The sequence below is a fragment of the Thalassotalea hakodatensis genome (assembly GCF_030295995.1).
Taxonomy (GTDB): domain Bacteria; phylum Pseudomonadota; class Gammaproteobacteria; order Enterobacterales; family Alteromonadaceae; genus Thalassotalea_C; species Thalassotalea_C hakodatensis.
In genome coordinates this window covers 1714308-1736732 of sequence record NZ_AP027365.1, presented here as the reverse complement: position 1 = coordinate 1736732, position 22425 = coordinate 1714308, and the positions used below count along the sequence as shown (strand labels likewise).

17 protein-coding genes are annotated in these 22425 nt (G+C 38.8%); 5 read left to right on the top strand and 12 right to left on the bottom strand.

Features of this window, described 5'->3' with window-relative positions; all coding sequences use genetic code 11:
* Positions 1–26 precede the first annotated feature (26 nt).
* From QUE72_RS07575 to sdhC, 5 genes are all read right to left on the bottom strand, one after another.
* Positions 27–2834, bottom strand: a complete 2808-nt coding sequence (locus QUE72_RS07575; RefSeq protein ID WP_286272526.1) for a 2-oxoglutarate dehydrogenase E1 component — start codon at positions 2832–2834, stop codon at positions 27–29.
* Between the two features lie 149 nt (positions 2835–2983).
* Entirely contained in the window at positions 2984–3694 is a 711-nt protein-coding gene (locus QUE72_RS07570; protein ID WP_074496592.1) for a succinate dehydrogenase iron-sulfur subunit, read from the bottom strand.
* Positions 3695–3706: 12 nt separating this feature from the next.
* Positions 3707–5476, bottom strand: a complete 1770-nt coding sequence (sdhA, locus tag QUE72_RS07565; RefSeq protein WP_286272524.1) for a succinate dehydrogenase flavoprotein subunit — start codon at positions 5474–5476, stop codon at positions 3707–3709.
* Positions 5477–5824: a succinate dehydrogenase, hydrophobic membrane anchor protein gene (gene sdhD, locus QUE72_RS07560; RefSeq protein WP_286272521.1), complete on the bottom strand. Its 348-nt coding sequence runs from the start codon at positions 5822–5824 to the stop codon at positions 5477–5479. It abuts the gene before it with no gap.
* The gene (sdhC, locus tag QUE72_RS07555; RefSeq protein ID WP_074496595.1) at positions 5818–6192 is read right to left on the bottom strand and encodes a succinate dehydrogenase, cytochrome b556 subunit; all 375 of its coding nucleotides are present in this window, start codon (positions 6190–6192) and stop codon (positions 5818–5820) included. The genes sdhD and sdhC overlap by 7 nt, the downstream gene beginning before the upstream one ends.
* Before the next feature lie 400 nt (positions 6193–6592).
* On the opposite strand from sdhC, the gene QUE72_RS07550 reads away from it, so the two are divergent.
* Positions 6593–7879, top strand: coding sequence for a citrate synthase (locus QUE72_RS07550; protein ID WP_286272517.1), 1287 nt, complete (start codon positions 6593–6595; stop codon positions 7877–7879).
* A gap of 122 nt (positions 7880–8001) precedes the next feature.
* On the opposite strand, the gene QUE72_RS07545 is transcribed toward QUE72_RS07550, so the two are convergent.
* Positions 8002–8991, bottom strand: coding sequence for a GlxA family transcriptional regulator (locus tag QUE72_RS07545; protein ID WP_286272515.1), 990 nt, complete (start codon positions 8989–8991; stop codon positions 8002–8004).
* Between the two features lie 115 nt (positions 8992–9106).
* Between QUE72_RS07545 and QUE72_RS07540 the strand changes: the two genes are divergently transcribed.
* Positions 9107–9373, top strand: coding sequence for a hypothetical protein (locus QUE72_RS07540; protein ID WP_286272514.1), 267 nt, complete (start codon positions 9107–9109; stop codon positions 9371–9373).
* Positions 9374–9444: 71 nt separating this feature from the next.
* Complete coding sequence (gene tcdA / locus QUE72_RS07535) at positions 9445–10242, top strand: tRNA cyclic N6-threonylcarbamoyladenosine(37) synthase TcdA (protein ID WP_074496598.1); 798 nt, start codon at positions 9445–9447, stop codon at positions 10240–10242.
* Here tcdA and QUE72_RS07530 read toward each other — a convergent pair.
* From QUE72_RS07530 to pnp, 4 genes are all read right to left on the bottom strand, one after another.
* Positions 10239–11891, bottom strand: coding sequence for a SufS family cysteine desulfurase (locus QUE72_RS07530; protein WP_407704962.1), 1653 nt, complete (start codon positions 11889–11891; stop codon positions 10239–10241). The two genes, tcdA and QUE72_RS07530, sit on opposite strands and share 4 nt — an antisense overlap.
* Positions 11892–12260: 369 nt before the next feature.
* The gene (locus QUE72_RS07525) at positions 12261–13625 is read right to left on the bottom strand and encodes a hypothetical protein (protein WP_286272512.1); all 1365 of its coding nucleotides are present in this window, start codon (positions 13623–13625) and stop codon (positions 12261–12263) included.
* Between the two features lie 9 nt (positions 13626–13634).
* Complete coding sequence (nlpI, locus tag QUE72_RS07520; protein ID WP_286272510.1) at positions 13635–14528, bottom strand: lipoprotein NlpI; 894 nt, start codon at positions 14526–14528, stop codon at positions 13635–13637.
* Between the two features lie 125 nt (positions 14529–14653).
* Positions 14654–16783 (bottom strand): polyribonucleotide nucleotidyltransferase, encoded by a 2130-nt coding sequence (gene pnp, locus QUE72_RS07515; protein WP_074496603.1) that lies wholly within the window; start codon positions 16781–16783, stop codon positions 14654–14656.
* Between the two features lie 405 nt (positions 16784–17188).
* Here pnp and QUE72_RS07510 point away from each other — a divergent pair, with 405 nt between their 5' ends.
* On the top strand, positions 17189–18202 hold the full coding sequence (locus QUE72_RS07510; RefSeq protein WP_286272506.1) for a metalloprotease: 1014 nt from the start codon (positions 17189–17191) through the stop codon (positions 18200–18202).
* Positions 18203–18299: 97 nt separating this feature from the next.
* Here QUE72_RS07510 and yegD read toward each other — a convergent pair whose 3' ends face one another.
* Positions 18300–19658: a molecular chaperone gene (gene yegD, locus QUE72_RS07505; protein WP_286272504.1), complete on the bottom strand. Its 1359-nt coding sequence runs from the start codon at positions 19656–19658 to the stop codon at positions 18300–18302.
* Between the two features lie 159 nt (positions 19659–19817).
* Here yegD and QUE72_RS07500 point away from each other — a divergent pair, with 159 nt between their 5' ends.
* Entirely contained in the window at positions 19818–20567 is a 750-nt protein-coding gene (locus QUE72_RS07500) for a type 1 glutamine amidotransferase domain-containing protein (RefSeq protein ID WP_286272502.1), read from the top strand.
* A 50-nt stretch (positions 20568–20617) separates the two neighbouring features.
* Here QUE72_RS07500 and QUE72_RS07495 read toward each other — a convergent pair whose 3' ends face one another.
* On the bottom strand, positions 20618–22267 hold the full coding sequence (locus QUE72_RS07495; RefSeq protein WP_286272499.1) for an electron transfer flavoprotein-ubiquinone oxidoreductase: 1650 nt from the start codon (positions 22265–22267) through the stop codon (positions 20618–20620).
* Positions 22268–22425 lie beyond the last annotated feature (158 nt).

Sequence of the window (22425 nt, the reverse complement as noted above, 5' to 3'; positions counted from 1 at the left end):
TACAATCTCTTAACCACAACAATGGTCTACTTAGCGTTTAGCGCGTCATTAACGAGCGCTTGTTGTTCTTTAACATGGACAGACATATAACCAACAGCCGGTGCAGCAGAAGCCTTACGGCCAGCATATGTCAAATATGTTCCATCAGGTATTGCTTGTCTAAAGTGGTGCTGCGAACAATACCAAGCACCTTGGTTTTGAGGTTCTTCCTGACACCAAACAAACTGTTTAACATGTTGATACTGTTCTAATTCAACTGCTAACTCTTTTTCTGGGAACGGATATAATTGTTCAATACGAATAATAGCAACATTCGTTTGTTCGTTCTTACGACGCTGCTCTAATAATTCGTAGTACACTTTACCACTACAAAACACAACACGATCAACATCTTTAGCAATAATATCTTCGTCTATTTCACCAATAACATTCTGGAATACGCCCGTTGCTAGATCATCTAACGATGATACAGCTAATGAATGACGTAATAGTGATTTTGGTGACATAACAATTAATGGACGACGCATTGGTCGCACAACTTGGCGACGAAGCATATTAAATACTTGAGCCGGTGTTGAAGGTACACACACCTGCATATTATGATCAGCACACAACTGTAAAAAACGTTCTAAACGTGCCGATGAATGCTCTGGGCCTTGTCCTTCATAACCATGTGGTAGCAACATAGTTAAACCACATAACCTACCCCATTTTTGTTCACCTGAAGAGATAAATTGATCAAATACCACTTGTGCACAGTTGGCAAAGTCACCAAATTGTGCCTCCCAAACTGTTAAACCGTTTGGTTCAGCAGTAGTGTAACCATATTCAAATGCTAACACAGATACTTCTGAAAGTACTGAGTCATAGACATTAAAAGGTCCTTGGTCTTCACTAATGTTTTGCAACGGATAATAGACGCTTGCATCTTTTTGATTATGCAGCGCAGCATGACGATGGAAGAACGTGCCACGTGCAGAGTCTTGACCTGTAATTCGTACCCGCTGACCATCTTTTACAATAGCTGCATAAGCAAGGTTTTCAGCAAACCCCCAATCAAGTAGTTTTTCGCCATTAGCCATCTTTTTGCGATCATCATAAATTTTCTTAACGCGAGAGTTCAAAGAATGATCATCAGGATATGAAGCTACTTTATCAGCCAATGCTTTTATTTCATCATGCGGAATTGATGCGTCATATTCATCATCCCAGTCATGTTCTAAAAACGGTGTCCAATCAACAGAGTGTTCTGTCATCGGGCGGTATTGTTCCACCGTACATTGCCCTTCATCAAGCAGAGTGCGGTAATATTCAGCTAACTCGTTAGCGCGCTCTATTTTTACGCTACCTTCTTCATCTAGCTGATTTGCATACATTTGACGTGGCGTAGGATGCTTCTTGACCTTTTGATACATTAAAGGTTGAGTAGCATTCGGTTCGTCTGCTTCATTATGGCCATGACGGCGGTAACAGACTAAATCAATCACCACATCACGCTTAAATTTGTTTCTAAAATCTAACGCTATTTGTGTGGCTAAGATCACAGCTTCAGGGTCATCACCATTAACATGAAAAATTGGTGCCTGAACCATTTTCGCGATTTCTGTACAATATTCACCGCTGCGTGTATCCGCTTGGTTTGATGTAGTAAAGCCAACTTGGTTATTCACCACAATGCGAATACTGCCACCTACTTTAAATGCACGAGCTTGTGACATATTAAAGGTTTCTTGAACGACGCCTTGCCCTGCAATTGCTGAATCACCGTGGATAGTAATAGGTAATACTAGATCACCTTCATTACACTTACGACGATCTAAACGTGCTCGTACAGATCCCATTACTACAGGGTTAACAATTTCTAGATGTGAAGGGTTAAACGCAAGAGCTAGATGAACATTGCCACCTGGTGTAACAAAATCTGATGAGTACCCCATGTGATACTTAACATCACCAGAGCCAACTAAATCATCATGTTTACCGGCAAATTCATCAAATAATTTTGACGGGTTTTTACCCATCACATTTACCAGTACATTTAATCGACCGCGGTGGGCCATACCAAACACAACTTCTTTAGTGCCATGAGTGCCCGCACGAGTGATTAATTCTTTCAGCATTGGAATAAGTGAATCACCACCTTCCAATGAAAAGCGTTTTGCACCAGGGAATTTTGCACCAAGGTATTTTTCTAAACCATCGGCAGCAATGAGGCCTTTAAGCACTTCTTCTTTTTGAGAAACTGACAATTGAGCTTTAGACTGTACCGATTCTAAACGCTGTTGTAACCAACGTTTTTCTTCGGTTGAAGTCATGTGCATATACTCTGCACCTATTGAACCGCAATAGGTTTTGCTTAGCGCTTTGTATAAATCACCTAACTTCATTTGCTCTTGTCCGCAAGCAAATGAACCGACATTAAACTCACGATCAAAATCATTTTCTGATAATTCGTGGTGAGATAGTTGTAAATCACGAACTTTCTCTCGCTGCCATAGGCCTAACGGGTCTATGTTAGCGTTTTGATGTCCACGGAAGCGGAATGCATTAATGAGTTGCAAGACTTTTACCTGCTTAGCATCACTACCGCCTGAGACAACAACTGTTTTATGAGCCTGCTTAGCAAGTTCACGAAATTCATCTCGAATTTCAGAATGACGATATTCGACCTCTGCACCTTCGATTTTTGGTAAATCGTCAAATACAGCACGCCACTCTTCTGAAACAGATTGCGAATTATCTAAATAAGATTCATATAGTTCTTCTATATAAGCAGTGTTCGCACCGCTTAAATGGGAAGACTCTAGCCAAGCCTTCATTACACCTTCTGGCATTGCCTGATCCTTGAATAGGGTTGAAGCAATTAAAAATTAAATAATAACGAATTAAATGTCTATTAGACTATAGCCTAATTTCTATAAAAATCATTAATATCCCTGACAAAAGCAAAGCAAATAGCTCACGCTATTTGCCTTTATTGTTTTTACACTGCGCGCGATAGTAGCATCGACTTAATATGGCCGATTGCTTTCGTTGGGTTTAACCCTTTTGGACACACATCTACACAGTTCATAATGCCATGACAACGAAATACGCTGTAAGCATCTTGTAAATCATCTAAGCGCTCATCTGTGGCTGTATCTCGACTATCAATTAAGAATCGATACGCGTGTAACAAGCCAGCAGGACCGACAAATTTATCTGGATTCCACCAGAACGATGGGCATGATGTTGAACAACAGGCACACAAGATACACTCATACAATCCATCAAGCTTTTCACGCTCTTCAATCGTTTGTAAATGTTCTCTAGCAGGTTGTTCTTTGCCATCGTTAATTAAATAAGGCTTAATTTTTTCATATTGGTTATAGAATTGTGTCATGTCGATAACCAAATCACGCACTACCGGTAAGCCAGGTAATGGTCGTAATACAATCTTACTTGCTTTTACTGCCGATAAAGGCGTAATACAGGCAAGACCATTTTTACCATTCATGTTTAAACCGTCAGAGCCACAAACACCTTCACGACATGAACGACGGAAAGACAATGTTGAATCTTGCTCTTTAAGCAAAATTAACGCATCTAATACCATCATATCTGAGCCTTCTGGTATTTCTAGCTCATAATCTTTCATGTAAGGGGCATTATCAACATCAGGGTTGTAACGGTAAATAGAAAATACTTGTTTCATCGTTAATGCTCCTTAGTATGTACGAGCTTTCGGTGGGAAAGCTTCACGGTGAACAGGTTCCATATTTACAGTACGCTTAGACATATCTTCTGTGTCAGGGCTGTAAATTGTATGACATAACCAATTTTCATCATCACGCTCTTGGAAATCTTCTCGAGCATGTGCGCCACGAGATTCAGTGCGGAAGTTAGCCGCTTTAGCTGTACTAAAGGCCGTTTCCATAAGGTTGTCTAATTCTAAACACTCGATACGTTGCGTGTTAAATTCAGAAGACTTATCATCAAGTTTTGCGTGCTTAAGGCGTTCACGAATTTCAGTTAATTCTTTCATACCTTCGGCCATCGCTTCACCTTCACGGAATACCGAGAAGTTAAATTGCATACATTTTTGTAGGTCTTTACGAATTTGAACTGGATCTTCACCTGTTGTTGATGATTCCCAACGATTATAACGCGCAAGCGCTGCATCAATATCAGAACCAGACGCATCTTTAGCTGATTGCGTATCGTTAAGGTAAGTCCCCAGGAAGTTACCGGCTGCACGGCCAAATACCACTAAATCAAGTAATGAGTTACCACCTAAACGGTTTGCCCCATGTACAGATACGTTTGCAATTTCTCCAACCGCAAATAAACCTTCAATAATAGTATCTTCACCTGTCTGCGGATTGAATGTGATAGCCTGTCCGTTAACATTACAAGGTACACCACCCATTTGGTAGTGACAGGTAGGAATAACTGGAATTGGCTCTTCAGCGGGGTCAACATGTGCAAAGGTTTTCGATAAATCACAAACACCTGGTAAACGCTGATTCAACGTTTCACGACCAAGGTGATCTAGCTTAAGTTTAATGTGCGGACCCCAAGGGCCGTCACAACCGCGACCTTCACGAATCTCTGTCATCATTGAACGAGCAACAACGTCTCGACCTGCTAAATCTTTAGCGTTTGGTGCATAACGTTCCATAAAGCGTTCGCCATCTTTATTCAATAGATAGCCACCTTCACCACGACAGCCTTCAGTGACAAGCGTACCTGCCCCTGCAATGCCCGTTGGATGGAATTGCCACATCTCCATATCTTGCATTTGTACGCCAGCGCGAAGCGACATGCCAACACCATCACCGGTATTAATGTGAGCATTGGTTGTTGAAGCAAAAATACGACCTGCGCCACCAGTAGCTAATACAGTTGCGCGTGCTTTAAAATAAACAACTTCACCCGTTTCGATACAAATAGCAGTTGTACCTACAACAGCACCATCGTCATTTTTAACTAAATCTAATGCATACCACTCTGAATAAACATTAGTTTTATTTTTAACATTTTGCTGATAAAGACAATGTAACAAAGCGTGGCCAGTACGATCGGCAGCAGCCGCTGTACGCGCAGCTTGTTCACCGCCAAAGTTTTTCGATTGTCCACCGAAAGGACGTTGATAAACTTTGCCGTTCTCAAATCGAGAAAACGGTAAACCCATCTTTTCTAATTCAATAATAGATTCTGGGCCAGTTTTACACATATACTCAATTGCGTCTTGGTCACCAATATAATCAGAACCTTTCACTGTGTCGTACATATGTTGTTCCCAGTGATCTTCATGCGCATTACCAAGCGCAACAGTAATACCACCTTGAGCAGATACTGTATGAGAACGAGTAGGGAAAACTTTTGAAATCAAAGCACAACTTTTGCCTGATTCCGAGATTGCGAGTGCTGCACGCATGCCAGCACCGCCTGCGCCAATAACGATGGCGTCAAATTCACGAACTGATACGCTCACTTACACACCCCACACTGTTAAAAAGCCAGCTACTAGATATGCAAGTAGCAATACGGCAAATAAAAATTGTAATACGCCACGCAAAAAGGCTGGTTTGACATAATCAGAAAGTACCTGCCAAACACCAATCCATGCATGAACTAATAAGGCAAAAAGCGCTAAAACAGTGAAGACTTTTGTACAAAGGTTATTGAAAAAACCTTGCCAAATATCAAACGTTACTTCAGGCGTTATAACGAAAAAACCTAATAGGTAAAGAGTATAAGCGGCTAGTAGTACAGCGCTTGCACGTAATAAAATAAAATCATGGACGCCTGAACGGCCCACAGTAGCTGCGTTATTTACCATAAACGAACTCCAAATACGACAGTTAATACTAACCAAAGAGCAATGATAAGTTTGGCACTAGCAATTCCTGACGCTTTCTCTTCAAAATGCCCAAGATCCATCAATAAATGACGAATACCACCAAGCAAATGGTATAGAAGCGCGGAAATAATACCGATTATGATTAATTTAAAGAAAACACCATCAAGCAATGCTTTTACTTGCGCGAAGCCATCTGCAGAAGTTAATGATAAGGATAATGTCCACAATAAAATACCGATAGCAAATACCATAATCACACCTGAGATACGGTGTAAAATAGATGCATGTGCTGCCGAATGCATTTTTATCGTAGTTAAATCTAGGTTTACAGGACGTTGTTTTTTCACGATTGTTGCCTAAGTGCTCTTTTAGAGCCTTCAACTTTCTTTTTTTGTTACCCATTTTTACGATATAAATGAATAACCCCCCAACGATCTTAGTCAAAAAACTAAAAACTTTCCTTGTTTGTAGAACTTTTACTCAGATCAATGTGATTATATAGCTCTAAATTTTTAATTACAATTTTCTTACCCGAGATTTTTCCTTGTTTTTAAGGGCTTGCGCTTATTTTTTAATCGATAACAAATAATCATATGACTTTAGTCTAATCTTATAACAATTAAATTGACTTTTGGGGGGTGTTTTGAAGTAGAATACGGCGCAGTTTTATATTCATAAAAACTGATTATCTTTTCATTCTATAATTATCAGATGATCAGAAAACGAATTAAATAGGGGATAAAACATATGGCTGAATCAAAAGCCACTCTTAGTATTGATGGCAAACAAATTGCCGAATTACCAGTACTTGAAGGTACTGCAGGCAATCCTGTTATCGATATTCGCACTTTAGGCGGTGCAGGCTACTTCACTTACGACCCAGGTTTTTTAGCTACGGCTTCTTGTGAATCAGCAATTACCTTTATCGATGGCAGTAAAGGTGTATTACAACACCGTGGATACGCTATTGACGACCTAGCAAAAGAAGCAGATTATTTAGAAGTTTGCTACACATTGCTAAATGGTGAGCTACCTACAGAAGCGCAATATAACGAATTTAAAGGCATTATTACCAACCACACGATGGTGCACGAGAAGTTAGCACACTTCTTCCAAGGTTTTTTACCTGATGCGCATCCAATGGCGATGGTTTGTGGTGTAGTTGGCGCACTATCTTCATTCTACCACAGTGACTTAGATATTAATGATCGTGTACAGCGTATGCGCAGTGCACATCGCTTGATTGCCAAAATGCCAACAATTGCGGCAATGGCGTATAAATATAGTATTGGTCAACCTTTTGTTTATCCTAGAAATGACCTCACTTATGCTGAAAACTTCCTTCACATGTTGTTTTCAGTACCTGCTGAAGAATATAAAGTAAGTCCTACGCTTGCTCGCGCAATGGATCGCATTTTCACGCTTCATGCTGATCATGAACAAAATGCTTCTACTTCTACTGTACGTTTAGCAGGTTCTTCTGGCGCAAATCCTTACGCATGTATTGCTGCTGGTGTTGCCTCATTATGGGGTCCTGCACATGGCGGAGCTAATGAAGCGTGCTTAAACATGCTAGAAGAAATTGGCGACTTGAGCCGTGTTGACGAATTTGTTGCACGTGCTAAAGATAAAAATGACTCTTTCCGTTTAATGGGCTTTGGTCACCGTGTGTATAAGAATTTCGACCCACGCGCAACGGTAATGCGTGATACTTGCCACGAAGTACTAAACGAGTTAGGTGTTAAAGACCCGCTATTAGACGTAGCCATGGCACTGGAAAAAGTCGCATTAGAAGACCCATATTTCATTGAGAAGAAGTTATATCCAAATGTTGATTTCTACTCAGGCATTATTTTAAAAGCAATCGGTATTCCAACAAATATGTTTACGGTTATTTTCGCCATGTCGCGCACCGTTGGTTGGATTGCACATTGGGATGAAATGTTAGGTCAACCAGGTCAGAAAATTGGTCGTCCTCGTCAAAACTATGTTGGCGATATCAACCGTGAATTTAAAGCATTATCTGAAAGATAATTTAAATTTAATTTTTACGAAAAAGGGAGCTTCATGTTCCCTTTTTTTTATCTCAGAAACGCTAAAAATCAAACACCTATTTGAAATAAATACTCAAATAATTATTCATTTTTTCTAACCGTTTATACCGCAAATTTTTGACGATAATCCTTCGGTGTTAAGCCAGTAAATCTTTTAAATAATTGTCGAAAACTACTAATGTCTTCATATCCAACTGACCAAATAATTTTGTTGATTGATTCAGTGGAGTTTTCTAATTTCAATTTTGCTTGCTCAACCCGTATTCGCTGCAAATACGTTAAAGGATTTTCTGACGTTGCTTGTTTAAAACGTCGTTTGAAGGTACGAGATCCCAAACCTACCCTTTCAGCTAACGCCTCTATTGATATGTCTTGTTGATAATGACTTTCGATGTATTCTTGTGCTTTCAAAATAGCCTGATCGTGATGATCCTTTTGCTTTTCGAAACTCACATAAGGCGACTGCTTCTCCCGTATTGGATCAAACACTAATAGTTTCGCACATTCAGCACTGATATCTTTACCGATATATTTATTGATTAAATATAAAGACAAATCAATATAAGATATTGAGCCACCTGAACAAATAGTATCGCCATTATCTACAATTAACTCATCTGAGGTTAACTTAATATTGGGATATAAGCGTCTAAACATGTCTGCATTTCGCCAATGTGTTGTCGCTAGTTTTCCAGTTAATAGCCCGCTAGTAGCTAACAAAAAGGCTCCTGTACAGTAACTTGCTACAACGGTACCTAACTGATGGTAGTAGGTTAACCAATTGATTATTGCACCCTGATGTTCTATTTCTGTTGATTCTTGACAGCACTCAACAACAATTTCTGCACTGGCTGAAATAATCAAAATATCTAACGCATCGTTTGTTTTAATTGATGCTGTTGGTTTTATTTCGATTCCATTAAAACCTTTTACTGGGCGATCATCAATCGTATATATATTGCAATTAAAGTGATGTTTACTATTTTTACCGTATTTTTTTTCAATACAGAAGTTGGCTGTATAAAAAATATCAAGCACACCATAAATGCCCGAAACCATACAATTGTTTACTGCAATTAAACCAATATTCATTACACACCCAGTACAACACTGTCACTTTCACCTTTTAATATGTCAAATATGACACTTGTTGATTAAATGCGCAAGCCATAAACTTGACTTGGTGAGCCTTCAGGAGGAAATTCACATGATAAAAACGATACGCTTCATTCAAACAGTACACAGTTTATTTATATTGGTAATTTTTATTACCTTCGCAGTAATACCATTTTATTATCCCATATCAGCATTTGGTGCTTTTGTTGTGTTACCATTATTACTATTAATGACCATAACTTTTGGTGTGATAATAGATAACAGATTGAATAGATTGTTAAATAACATTAATACTCTTTCAGGAACGATTAAAGCACATGTAAAAGATTGCCCATATTTAAAAGGAATGTGTTGCTAATAAAATACAGTTTTGCCTAATAGAAGTACTGACTATATAATGCGCCAACTTTTTAGTTTAGTTGTCGTGTTATGTCAGATTATCAAACAAGATTTGGCGGTATCGAACGTTTATACGGACAAGTAGGTACTGCTGCTATTCAAAATTCACACATTTGTGTTGTAGGCATCGGTGGTGTTGGCTCTTGGGTGGCTGAATCGCTGGCTCGAACTGGTGTAAGCACCCTCACCTTAATTGATTTAGATGACATTTGCACGACGAATACTAACAGGCAAATACATGCCCTTACTGCTACTGTCGGTCAAAGTAAAGTTGATGTGATGGCTGAACGCATCTCACTTATTAACCCTGATTGCATTGTTCATTGTATTGAAGATTTTGTTACGAAAGAAAATTTAGCCGATTTAATGGATAAAGGTTATGACTATGTCATTGATGCTATTGATTCTGTACAAATCAAAACAGCAATGATAGCTCACTGTAAGCGAAATAAAATAAATTTAGTCACTGTGGGGGGCGCTGGTGGGCAAACCGATCCAAGTAAAATTGCTATCTCAGATCTCGCGCATACTTATCAAGATCCCTTATTATCAAAAGTAAGAAATCAACTCCGTCGGGAGTTTAACTTTAGCCGCAATACTAAAAGAAAATTCGGTGTTGATGCCGTTTTTTCAACCGAGCAATTAAACTACCCTGATGGCTCAGGTGAAGTATGTCAGGCTAAACAGTCTAACGACGGTGCAATGCGCCTTGATTGCAGTGGTGGCTTTGGTGCGGCTACCCATGTAACTGCAAGCTTCGCCTTTTTTGCTGTAGGTAAAGCATTAGATAAAATCACTAAAAAAGCACGATTAAAAAATGAACGTTAAGTATCAGAATAAGCAATAACACGCTTTATTTTATTTACAATCGCTAATAGCCCATTACCGCGGGATGGGCTTAAATGTTGAAGTAGCCCTAGTGAATCAAAATACTTATTAAAATCAAACGATTTAACGTACTGTACTGGCTTATTGTTTACCGCTTTTTGCACAATAACTAATAATCCTTTGATAATTTTAGCTTGTGAAAATGCCTGAATGACCACTTCATTTTTGTCATTCACATAAACATACAGCCATGCATCACTTTCACAGCCATCAACGAGTGTTTCATCGGTTTTCAATGCATCGGGCATTGCAGTCAACGTTTTACCAAGCAACATAATTTGGCGGTGCTTAGCATCCCAAGACTTTGCCTGTGCAAATAAAGGCATAATATCGTTAGGAAGCACTACTGTTTTACGCGTGACATTTGATCTCTCATTTTCAGTGAGAAAGCTTTTTAGCAAGGTTATTAATTTATCAACTTCTTCTTTTGTATTATAAAGTGCTAACGATACTCTAATACAACCTTGCACAGCGAAGTATTCCATTAAAGGCATCGCACAATGATGCCCTCCTCTTACTGCTACGCCCTTACTATCCAGATAACTAGCAACGTCTTGTGGGTGGACTGATTCGATATTAAACGAAAATATGCCAATGTCTGGTTGTTCAGCAACTAACAAGGTTAAAGGCTTTAAAGCTAATAATTGCTGATAAGTATATTGAGTAAGCGCCTTTTCTTTATCTCTTGCTTTTGGGTTCAGTTTTAGAAAATTAATTGCCGCATTAAAACCAATGACTCCCGCGATATTCGGTGTACCTGTTTCAAATTTGTAAGGTAGAGTATTGAAAGTAGTGCCTGAGATGAAACTCACTTTTTTGATCATTTCTCCGCCGGTTTTATAAGGCGGCATGGCATTGAGGAGTTCTGCTTTTCCATAAAGGCAACCTACACCAGTAGGGCCATACATTTTGTGCGCAGAAAATACCATAAAGTCACAATCAAGTTGTTGTACATCAATAGATAGATGGGCAATTGATTGAGCAGCATCAAGCAGTACTTTCGCACCAACGGCCTTAGCTTTGACAATCACATCCTCAATCGGATTTACTTTACCGATCACATTTGAGATGTGATTAATCGACACTAATTTTGTTTTTTCTGATAGTAATGTTTCGAATGAATGTACATCAATAATACCTGTTTCGGTCAGCTCAATGATGCGTAACTTTATGCCTATTTCTTTTTCAAGTTGTTGCCAAGGTACAATATTAGCGTGATGCTCTGCCTGACTAACAATTATTTCATCACCCACTGTTAATTGAGATCTTCCCCAAGAATAGGCAACAAGATTGATGGCTTCTGTGGTACCACTAGTCCAAATTACTTCGTGTGAATGTTTTGCATTAATTAACTGCTGAACAGCAATTCGAGTGTCTTCAAATTGCGTTGTTGCCTTACTCGCTAAAGAATGTGCTGAACGATGAACATTAGCATTACTTTGTTGATAATAGGTTTGTATTGCTTCAACTACACTTTTGGGTTTTTGTGTAGTCGCTGCATTATCGAAATAAATAATTTCATTTCCGTTGATTTCTTGATTCAACAAAGGGAAAGTTCGGCGTAATTGAGTAAGTTCCACAGACGTCATTAAACAATAAAAAAAGCATCATAAATTTGCAACGAGTATACCCCATCCTTAATACAAATTTTTAATAATATTTTCCTGTTAGTTACTTTTTCGTCTTATGTAAAAAGTGAAATATTGACTATAACTTAATTAGGTAAATTGCTAGGTGTATCTCATGGCTTTATTTTCGTGGTTCAATGCAAAAAATCAATCGTTATTACCCCAAACACAACAATTCACACAGAGACATGCAAAGAATATAACAAATAATATTAACTGGCCAACAACGCACATACCGATAAACAAGAAAACAGATATCAATAAAAAAATATCATTAAGAGAGGCTAACATCTCTAGACAACCAATTATAAATCAGTAGCTTAACCTTTGTTAATGTAAACGTTTTGCATTAACTCGGTGATCAGGCATCAAAAATCGTTTTGGCTGCTGTTTAAGTATTTGCCAATATAATGTTGGCACTTTTAATTCAAAATATTCTAGTTTTGTTTTTGATTGTATTGGTTTAAATGCTTGTAGCTTAATAGCGGTTTTGTTACCTGTGCGATTCCCATGGCAAGTTCTGCTATGGTATAAACCGACAAGGTTATTTTGCATTTCAGAAGTACCTACTTGCCAGCCATTTTCAACCGCAGTTAAAATTGGTGTAGTCGGTAAAATATGATCACGCCATGGCAGTTGTTCTAACACTTTCGTTCTCAATTTTTTTCGATCTCCATATAACACCTCGTTTTCCAATACCACGACGTTATGTGCAAATGGTTTAGTTTGCGCAGTTGAACATCGTTGATGGTTCAGTGGTAGTGGATACTCATCAATAAAGCCGAAAGAGTGCATCAATTCATGCACTAATACATCAATTGTATCGTGCCGATCAATATAAATAATGCCATGATCAACGTTAGCCCCTCCTTCTGGGGACATGATCAATAAATAGTCTACATGCGTTAATGGATATGATTGCCAAATATTCACATTACACTGAATACGTTCAGCGTTTTGATGAAAGCATGCTAAGGCTTTTAACGGATGATACAACGGCTTTTCGAAACAAATAAAGTCGTTTATTGGGAAGGCTGACAATTCGCTTATACGATGCTGTAATAAAATTAAGTCGTTGAGCTTTGTCGCTATGGGTTGAATATTTATGACACATTGGCGATTCAAAGGTTGTAGCTGTTCGAAAATTGAAAAGTTAGAGAGTGTAACAAGTAATGGAGCACGTTTATCAATATTGGCCAGTATATTTTTTCGCTCTTTAAATTGAAGTTCATCACCCAACATTAGCGCGGTTTCTATTGATAGTTCGAGTACGTCTCGGTGTTGCATAGATGAAGAAAGTAAACGATCTGCTTTCACGACTTGTTTTTCAGCAATATAATATTTAGCTAAGCGCAATATTGCTTTTTCAACACCTTTGTTCGCTGATTTTTTTAACCAAAATAGCGCCTGGTTATCGCGACCTAAATGCCGATAATACTCAGAAACTTCATAACTTACTTCAGGTATATCAACCGATAGTTTAATACTGGCACGAAGCCACTTTTCACTATCGACTTTGTGATTTCTTCTTAAAAAATGATAATAAGCAGGTAATTCTTTGTACGCCCCATAAGTTTGCAACCATGAAGGGGCGATATCACGTTCTAAAGCAACATTAGTAATCGCAGGTAATAGCAACGGTATGACTAAAAGTATAACAGCGCATACCGATATGATCAGGTTTTTCAACCTCATAGCTTTTGCTTAAGAGTCAGGAAATTGTATTTTTGGACTTTTTAGTAAATCGAGTTCTAGCTGTGCATAGCGATGTTCAACAAACTCATAAACATTGGTACTCAATGCAAGTTTATAAAAATTAGCTGCTGCTCTTTTGTTTCCCTTGAGTAGGTTTAACTTTCCAAGATAAAAATATGCCTCACATAATCGTTCACTAAATTGCTTGTTCGAATGTATATCTTCAGTGACGGTATCAATAAAATGACTTTGACTAATATTACCCGCATATAAATTGACAATTGATTTTGCCCAACTGTTGTCGCTAATATTTTTAGCGCGAGATTTAAGGTTAACTAAAGCTTCATCAGCATTTACTCTTTGTTCGCCTATATATAACCATAACAGTCTGTATGGATCATTTTCACTTTGTTGATAGAATTCACGTAGATCATTAACAGCTAATGAAGCACGATCACCATAATAAAGCGCGATACCTCGGTTTAAATATGCATACTGGTGATCAGGTGCAAGTTCTAGAGTAGCGTCAAACGATTCATAAGCTTGTTCGTATTCTTGCATTTGCGTGTAATGAATACCTAAAAAATTATAAGCCTCAACCAAATCAGGTTTTAAGCGTAGTGCACGATTAAAATCTAGCCTTGCTAACGAACGCAAACCAACACTGTCATAAATGACACCACGGTCATAAAAAAGCTGAGCGCGTTGCTCATCAGTAATTTCAGCGCGATGAATGACATCACTCATTCTGGCAATTGCTACTTCACTTTTATAATTTACCGGTAAAGGCTCAGCAATAACGAGTTGATCAATATAAGTATTTGATGTGGAAGAAGTAGCAGCGCAGCCTTGTAAAATAGCGACAAGCCCTAACACAAGCGAGGAAGATAATAATACTTTCACGAATAATTCAGCCTTTATAATATGTCTGTTTGATTATACTCATGCTATTAATGAATGCGAGTAGTTATCTACATCCATGAGACAAAAAAAGGAGCCTAAGGCTCCTTTTTCAACACGATTTAACGTTATTCAGCAGCTGAATCGTCAGATGACTCTTCAGGTTGTGCTGGTTTTTCAATGCATTCTTTCATGCTTAAACGTACGCGACCTTGACGATCGACTTCGAGCACTTTAACCGTCACTTCTTCACCTTCGTTCAATACGTCTGTCACTGCATTAACACGCTCATGGGCAATTTGTGAAATGTGCACTAAACCATCTTTACCAGGAAGAACGTTAACAAACGCACCAAAGTCTACGATACGTACAACTTTACCTGTGTAAACCGAACCCACTTCAATTTCAGCCGTTAATGCTTCAATACGCGCAATCGCATCTTTTGCTTGTTCGCCGTCAGTTGCAGCAATTTTTACTGTACCATCATCTTCAATTTCAATCGTTGTACCCGTTTCTTCGGTAAGTTGGCGAATTGTTGCACCACCTTTACCAATAACGTCACGAATTTTGTCAGCGTTGATTTTCATTGTATGAATTCGTGGGGCAAATTCAGAGATATCGTCACGGGCACCGTTAATTGCATCATCCATTACAGAAAGAATATGCGTACGCGCACCTTTTGCTTGGTTTAATGCAATTTGCATGATTTCTTGCGTGATACCTTCAATTTTGATATCCATTTGTAACGCAGTAATACCTTCAGTAGTACCAGCTACTTTGAAATCCATATCACCTAAGTGATCTTCGTCGCCTAAAATATCAGAAAGCACAACAAAGTCATCGCCTTCTTTCACGAGACCCATCGCGATACCCGCAACAGAGGCTTTAATTGGCACACCAGCATCCATTAACGCAAGCGAAGTACCACAAACAGAAGCCATTGAAGATGAACCATTTGATTCAGTAATTTCAGATACTACACGTACAGAATACGGGAAGTCATCAACTGAAGGCATAACCGCTAACATACCACGTTTAGCTAAACGACCATGGCCAATTTCACGACGTTTTGGTGAACCAACAAAACCCGTTTCACCTACACAGTATGGAGGGAAGTTATAATGCAACATAAAGTTGTCAGTTTTCTCACCCATAATAGTATCAATACGTTGTGCATCACGCTGCGTACCTAAAGTAGCTGTTACTAAGGCTTGTGTTTCACCACGCGTAAATACAGATGAACCATGAGTTCTTGGTAATACACCCGTCATTACGTCTAATGCACGGATCATTTCTGGATCACGACCATCAATACGAGGAGAACCTTGTGTAATACGACCACGCACGATTGTTTTTTCTAAATCATGGAATAAATCTTTTGCTTCTTGAACATTCAATTCAGCATCAGCTTCTTCTAATTGTGCTAGAACGGCATTACGAATTTCAGCAACTTTTTCATAACGTGCTGCTTTTTCGGTAATTTGATATGCATCATTCACTTGCTCGGTTGCAAGTTCAGCGATTTTGGTTGCTAAATCAACGTTTTTCGCTGGCGCAGACCACTCCCATGAAGGTGTTGCAACTTCTGCAGCAAATTCATTAATCGCCGTAATTGCCGTTTGCATTTGCTCATGGCCGTATACAACGGCACCTAACATAACTTCTTCAGATAAAACGTCTGCTTCAGACTCAACCATTAATACCGCTGACTCAGTACCAGAAACCACTAAATCTAATTGAGAAGACTCAAGTTCAGATTGAAGCGGGTTAAGGAGATATTTTCCATCAGAGTAACCAACACGTGCTGCACCAACTGGGCCATTAAATGGTGCACCAGAAATAGCTAAGGCAGCAGAAGTACCTAATAGTGAAATAATATCAGGTGAAATTTCAGGGTTTGCTGAAACAACCGTGATAATAACCTGAACTTCGTTTGTAAATCCTTCAGGAAATAACGGACGAATTGGGCGGTCAATTAAGCGTGCAATTAATGTTTCTTCTTCTGAAGGGCGGCCTTCACGTTTAAAAAAGCCACCTGGAATTTTACCTGCAGCGTAAGTACGCTCTTGGTAATTAACCGTTAGTGGGAAGAAGTCTTGGCCTTCAACTGCATCTTTTTTTGCGACTACAGAAACTAATACTGATGTATCGTCCATGCTTGCCATGACAGCTGCAGTTGCTTGACGTGCTATCGCACCTGTTTCCAATGTGACCGTATGTTGGCCAAATTGGAATGATTTTGTTACTGGATTGAACATTAACTTTTACCTTTCATTCAAAATTTCTTTTTATCCAATCTGTACAATTATTTGTTCACTTAGTTACCATGAAAAACTGATGGCCAATAAACAAATAATTATACAGTTTGGAGCTTTATCGTTGCTGACTTATTTCAGCACGGGATATTATACTGAGTGAGTTACGTATTGCTAGGTCAATTAACGATTTTATTGCTTAAAAAATCACAGATTAGCTAGATTTCCTAGTATTTGATGAAATATTTTACCATTGACAGAATGTCATAAGTTTAAAGGCTCGTATGGATTAAAGTGTTTACTTAGTCTTGGCAAAGTTCAATTTGTCATTATTTAACTGTAAAAACTAAGCACAACTTTTTATACTCTGCTCCCTCTATATATTAAAGGCACGAAATTTATCTAATCATGAATAAACTCGCATTCACCTATGCCGATGCCCAATTTACCGTCTTTGTTAATGACTCAGAAATAGTTCAAGTGTTTTGCGACCAACAAGCGATACAATTAACCACGGTAAATAACTTCATTAAAAGCTGTCAAATTAACGGAGCAATGCTTCAATTTGATACCGAACAATTATCAGCAGGCCGTATTGGAATTGCCACTACTGATGCACCTTTTGATTATCTTGATGTGCCCACAACAAATACAGAGAATAAAACAGGTTGGCTAGGTTTAGCTGCATTGGGACTTAAAGTTTTTAAAAGTGCAAAGATCATTAAAGCGGCGCTAGCCGGCGCTTCTGTTGCGGGGTACGCATGGTTATTCTCTTTTGAGTTTGCCATGATGTTAATTGTTTGTTTAGTCATTCATGAATATGGCCATGTTCGTGCCATGCAATATTTTGGTATTAAAACCAAAGGCATCTATTTAATTCCCTTTGTCGGCGGCTTAGCGGTCAGCGATGAAAAAATTACCACTCGCTGGCAAGACGTGGTCATTTCTTTGATGGGTCCAGCCTATGGTTTGATCACCTCAATTTTAGGTGTCGTGTTATATTATGCAACCGACTTGGAAATTTTTGCCGGTGTTGCCGTAATAAGTGCATTACTGAATTTATTTAACTTATTACCAATTTTACCGCTTGATGGAGGTCACGTATTAAAAAGTATCAGTTTTTCCATGCGCTCTTGGATAGGTTTACTCGCGTGTTTAGCTGGTGTAACGCTTGGATTATGGATTAGCTATACCTTTGGCTTGATGCTTTTAGTCTTTTTTATCTTTATTGGCAGTATAGAAATAATCTTCGAATGGAGAAGCAGAAAACAATCTCATTTGTTACCGTTAGATAGGTACGGTCAGATATTTTCAGCAATAATGTATGTTGCCGTTGTTGCCGGGCATGTAGCAGTAATGATGCATTTTGCCGATGCCGATAATGTTATTCTTAGTTTACCCATGAAAATATTATCTAGCTAATTACAACTGTAAAATAGCAAAGCCTGAATAATTCAGGCTTTTCAATTAACGCTCTAGAGAACAACTACTGACATAAATGTTAATAAACTAAAGCTAATTATTTAAATATTCGTTCTGCCCAGCGTGTTAAACCAGCTGTAACACTGCCAAAATGATCACCAATTACAAGCTCTACCCCTTGAAATTGTTGCTCTATATACTGGCTGATTACCGTTGATTTAGCGGTACCTCCAGTAACAAATACAACATCAGGCTGGCACCCTGCCTGTCTTACACAATCTTGCATAAGTCTTCCAATAGCCTGTAATTCTTTTTCACACGCTTGCTGGAACCCCTCAATCGACAACGTTTGCATTAATGCATGTTCAATATAGCTTAAATCAACGGTATTACTGGGTTGTGTTGATAAGGAGATTTTGGCATTTTCAGCGCTATTGACCAATTGATAACTTAACTTTTCTCGGTACAGTTTTATTAAACGACTAACCAGCTCAGGATGCTCTGCATCACGTTGTAACATGTCTAAATGCCGGCCATTGGCTGCGCTATAAAACGCGGTTTGCTCATTAATATTATTTATCGCAACCGCTTGCCAATAACTGTTCGTTGGCATAGGTTTACCCGATTTTAACTGACTAGTCGCCCCTAAATTTGGCATTAAACCGCGAAACGCTAATTGAATATCAAAATCATTACCACCAATACGTTCACCTGAATGTGCAAGGAGCTGTTTACTTCGATCATCACTATCAATATAAGCAGGCCCCATTAAAATCATTGAACAATCTGTCGTACCACCACCAATATCAACAACTAATACACGTTTATCTGTTGAAAGCGACGCTTCATATTCAAAGCCTGCAGCAACGGGTTCATACTGAAATTCAATCGAAGAAAAACCCACCCGTTTCGCGGCATTTGTTAAAATAGCAATCGCTTGTTGGTTGCTTTCCTCACCTTTTAACCCCTGAAAGTTAATTGGACGGCCAATAACGGTCTGATTAACCTCTCGCCCTAAAGAGCTTTCTACTTGCTGCTTTACATGCGACATCATTGCGGCAACAATATCTTCAAATAAATCTATTTGTGGTTGCTTTAAACCACTTGCCCCTAAAAATGATTTCGGAGATTTAATATAGTAGCCTTCTTCTGGCTCTTCCAAGTAATTTGCTAAAGCTTGTTGACCGAACGATAACTCGCTTGATAGCCCATCTAACGCTAATTCTCGTAGTGCTTTTTGCCCTTTTTGCATCGATAACATACGCAACGTTTTAAACGCTTGTTGTACACTAGGCGTTAACTGAGCATAAAGCCAACTAACAATAATATCTCTATCTGGTGAATAAAGTGTTGAAGGCATTAACGTGCCATGCGCGGGTAAGTTTACAATTTTGGGTTGGCCGTGCTCCATTACGCCAACAGCACAATTAGATGTACCATAGTCAAAACCAATCATATTATCCCCCATCGCAATAAAAAGCCGCGTAGCTTAAGAGGCTGATAACAATAGTGCAAGTAAAAATACTAAAACTTAACAAAATCAACCTATGTAAATGAGCTGCGCGCTCAAGGCATCTACACTACCTTCACTTTCTCCATTTAAAAGGTATATCCGATGTTTTACAAAGTCATTTTAAGTATTTTAGTGATGATATCGTTCGCTAATCAGGCATTAGCAAACGATACAAAAAAAGTGCTAATTGTTTTAACAAGCCACGATCAACTTGGGAGTACAGGCAAAAAAACAGGCTTTTGGTTACCTGAACTTACGCATCCTTACTACCGTTTAACGCAAGCTAATATTGACGTTGATATTGCCAGCATCAAAGGAGGGTTAGCCCCCATAGATGCGAAAGCCTTTACAGAAGCTGATGATAACCATCAACGATTTCTCAATGATACCGACCTACTAACAAAGGTGCTAAATACCATACCTATAGATAAGGTGGTTGCTAACGAATATGACGCTGTTATCTACAGTGGTGGCTCTGGGCCGATGTGGGATTTTCCAAATAACCCTGACATCGAGCGAATATCGACCACTATTTATCAAAACAATGGTATTGTTGCCGCAGTTTGCCATGGTGTTGCTGCGTTAACTAGTATCACATTACCAAATGGTGATTTACTGATTAAAGGTAAAAGAGTCACAGGCTTTAGTAATATCGAAGAGCAAGAATTAGGCACTGAAAATATTGTGCCTTTTCTTTTACAAAGTAAGTTAATAGATCAAGGTGCAACATTCATAGAAGGAAAGCCTTGGCAAAGTAATGTAATTATTGATGGGCAGTTAATAACCGGTCAAAACCCTGCATCAGCAACACCATTAGCTGACGCGCTAATCAATCAATTACGGAAAAATTAATCAATATAAGTTTAACTAAAAGAAAGCCGGCTTATGCCGGCTCAAATCGTTTACATGTTGGGGTAATTTGGCCCCCCAGCCCCTTCTGGCGTTACCCAAGTAATATTCTGGCTTGGGTCCTTAATGTCACACGTTTTACAGTGAACACAGTTTTGAGCATTAATCACAAACTTATCGCCATCGTCGGTACTTTCAACTTCATATACTCCTGCAGGACAATATCGCTGAGCAGGTTCTGCATACTTAGGTAAATTGACTGAGAGAGGAATGCTGCTATCAGCTAATTTTAGATGGCATGGCTGTTCTTCTTCATGGTTCGTATTCGATAAAAATACTGAAGATAACTTATCAAAACTTAATGTATTGTCCGGTTTAGGGTACTGAATTACCGCACACTCTGCCGCCGTTTTAAGCTGTGCATGATCTAATGATTCATCTTTAAAGTTAACCGGTAACTTACCACCAAAAAAGTTTTGATCAATGGTGTTAAAGGCACCGCCCCAAAAGGTACCAAATTTATGCATTGCAGGGCCAAAGTTACGTGTATTGTATAGCTCATCATAAAGCCATGATTGCTTAAACTTATCAGTGAAACCAGTGAGGTCTTTGCCACCTTCATCACCCGAAGCAAGTGCTTGAAATACAGTTTCAGCGGCAAGCATACCCGACTTCATCGCCGTATGATTGCCTTTAATTTTAGCAAAATTAATGGTGCCAGCATCACAACCTACCAACAGTGCACCTGGCATTGTCATTTTTGGTAATGAATTAAATCCACCTTTTGCTAACGCTCTTGCACCATAAGAAACCCGCTTACCGCCTGTTAAATATTGTGCAATTTTAGGATGATGTTTATATCGTTGAAATTCGTCAAATGGACTTAAATGCGGGTTGCTATAATTGAGATCAATGATCATACCAACAAACACTTGATTGTTTTCTGCATGATACAAATAGCCACCACCACCGGTATCTTTATCTAATGGCCAACCGGCAGTATGCACCACTAAACCTTCTTGATGTTTATCAGGATCAATATCCCAGATTTCTTTAAAACCAATACCATAGTGTTGAGGCGATTTATCAGCATCTAAGGCAAATTTACCAATAAGTTCTTTACCTAGATGACCACGACAACCCTCAGCAAACACAGTATATTTAGCACGAAGTTCCATACCAGGCACAAATGAATCTTTCTGATTACCTTCAGTATCAAGCCCCATATCACCGGTTAATATGCCAGCAACACTGCCATCTTCGTGATAAATAACCTCTTGTGCCGGAAAGCCTGGAAAAATTTCAACGCCTAAACTTTCTGCTTGTTCAGCTAACCAGCGGCACATGTTACCCATGCTCGCAATATAGTTACCATTATTGTGCATTGTTTTGGGTACACCAAAACCGGGGAGTTTAATCGCGCTTTCATCCCCGTTTAATAAATAAATATCATCGCCAGTTACTTTGGTATTTAGTGGCGCGCCTTTTTCTTGCCAATCAGGAAAAAGTTCATTTAAGGCTCTTGGCTCAAATACCGCACCAGATAAAATATGTGCCCCAACCTCTGACCCCTTTTCAACAACACAAACCATTAGCTCTTGTTCTTTTTCTTGAGCTAACTGCATTAGCTTACATGCAGTAGATAAACCAGAAGGACCAGCCCCCACGATCACTACGTCAAATTCCATTGATTCGCGTTCCATAATTCCCCCCGAAATGATAACCATACTGAAATTCAAACACCCGTTTGATTTTCAAACACCTGTTTGATAACATCATACCTATAGAATTTTCGCCAGTAAATACTATGATGTAAAAGACTGTTTATTGGTATAAAACAAAAAACGTTCAATCGCACAAA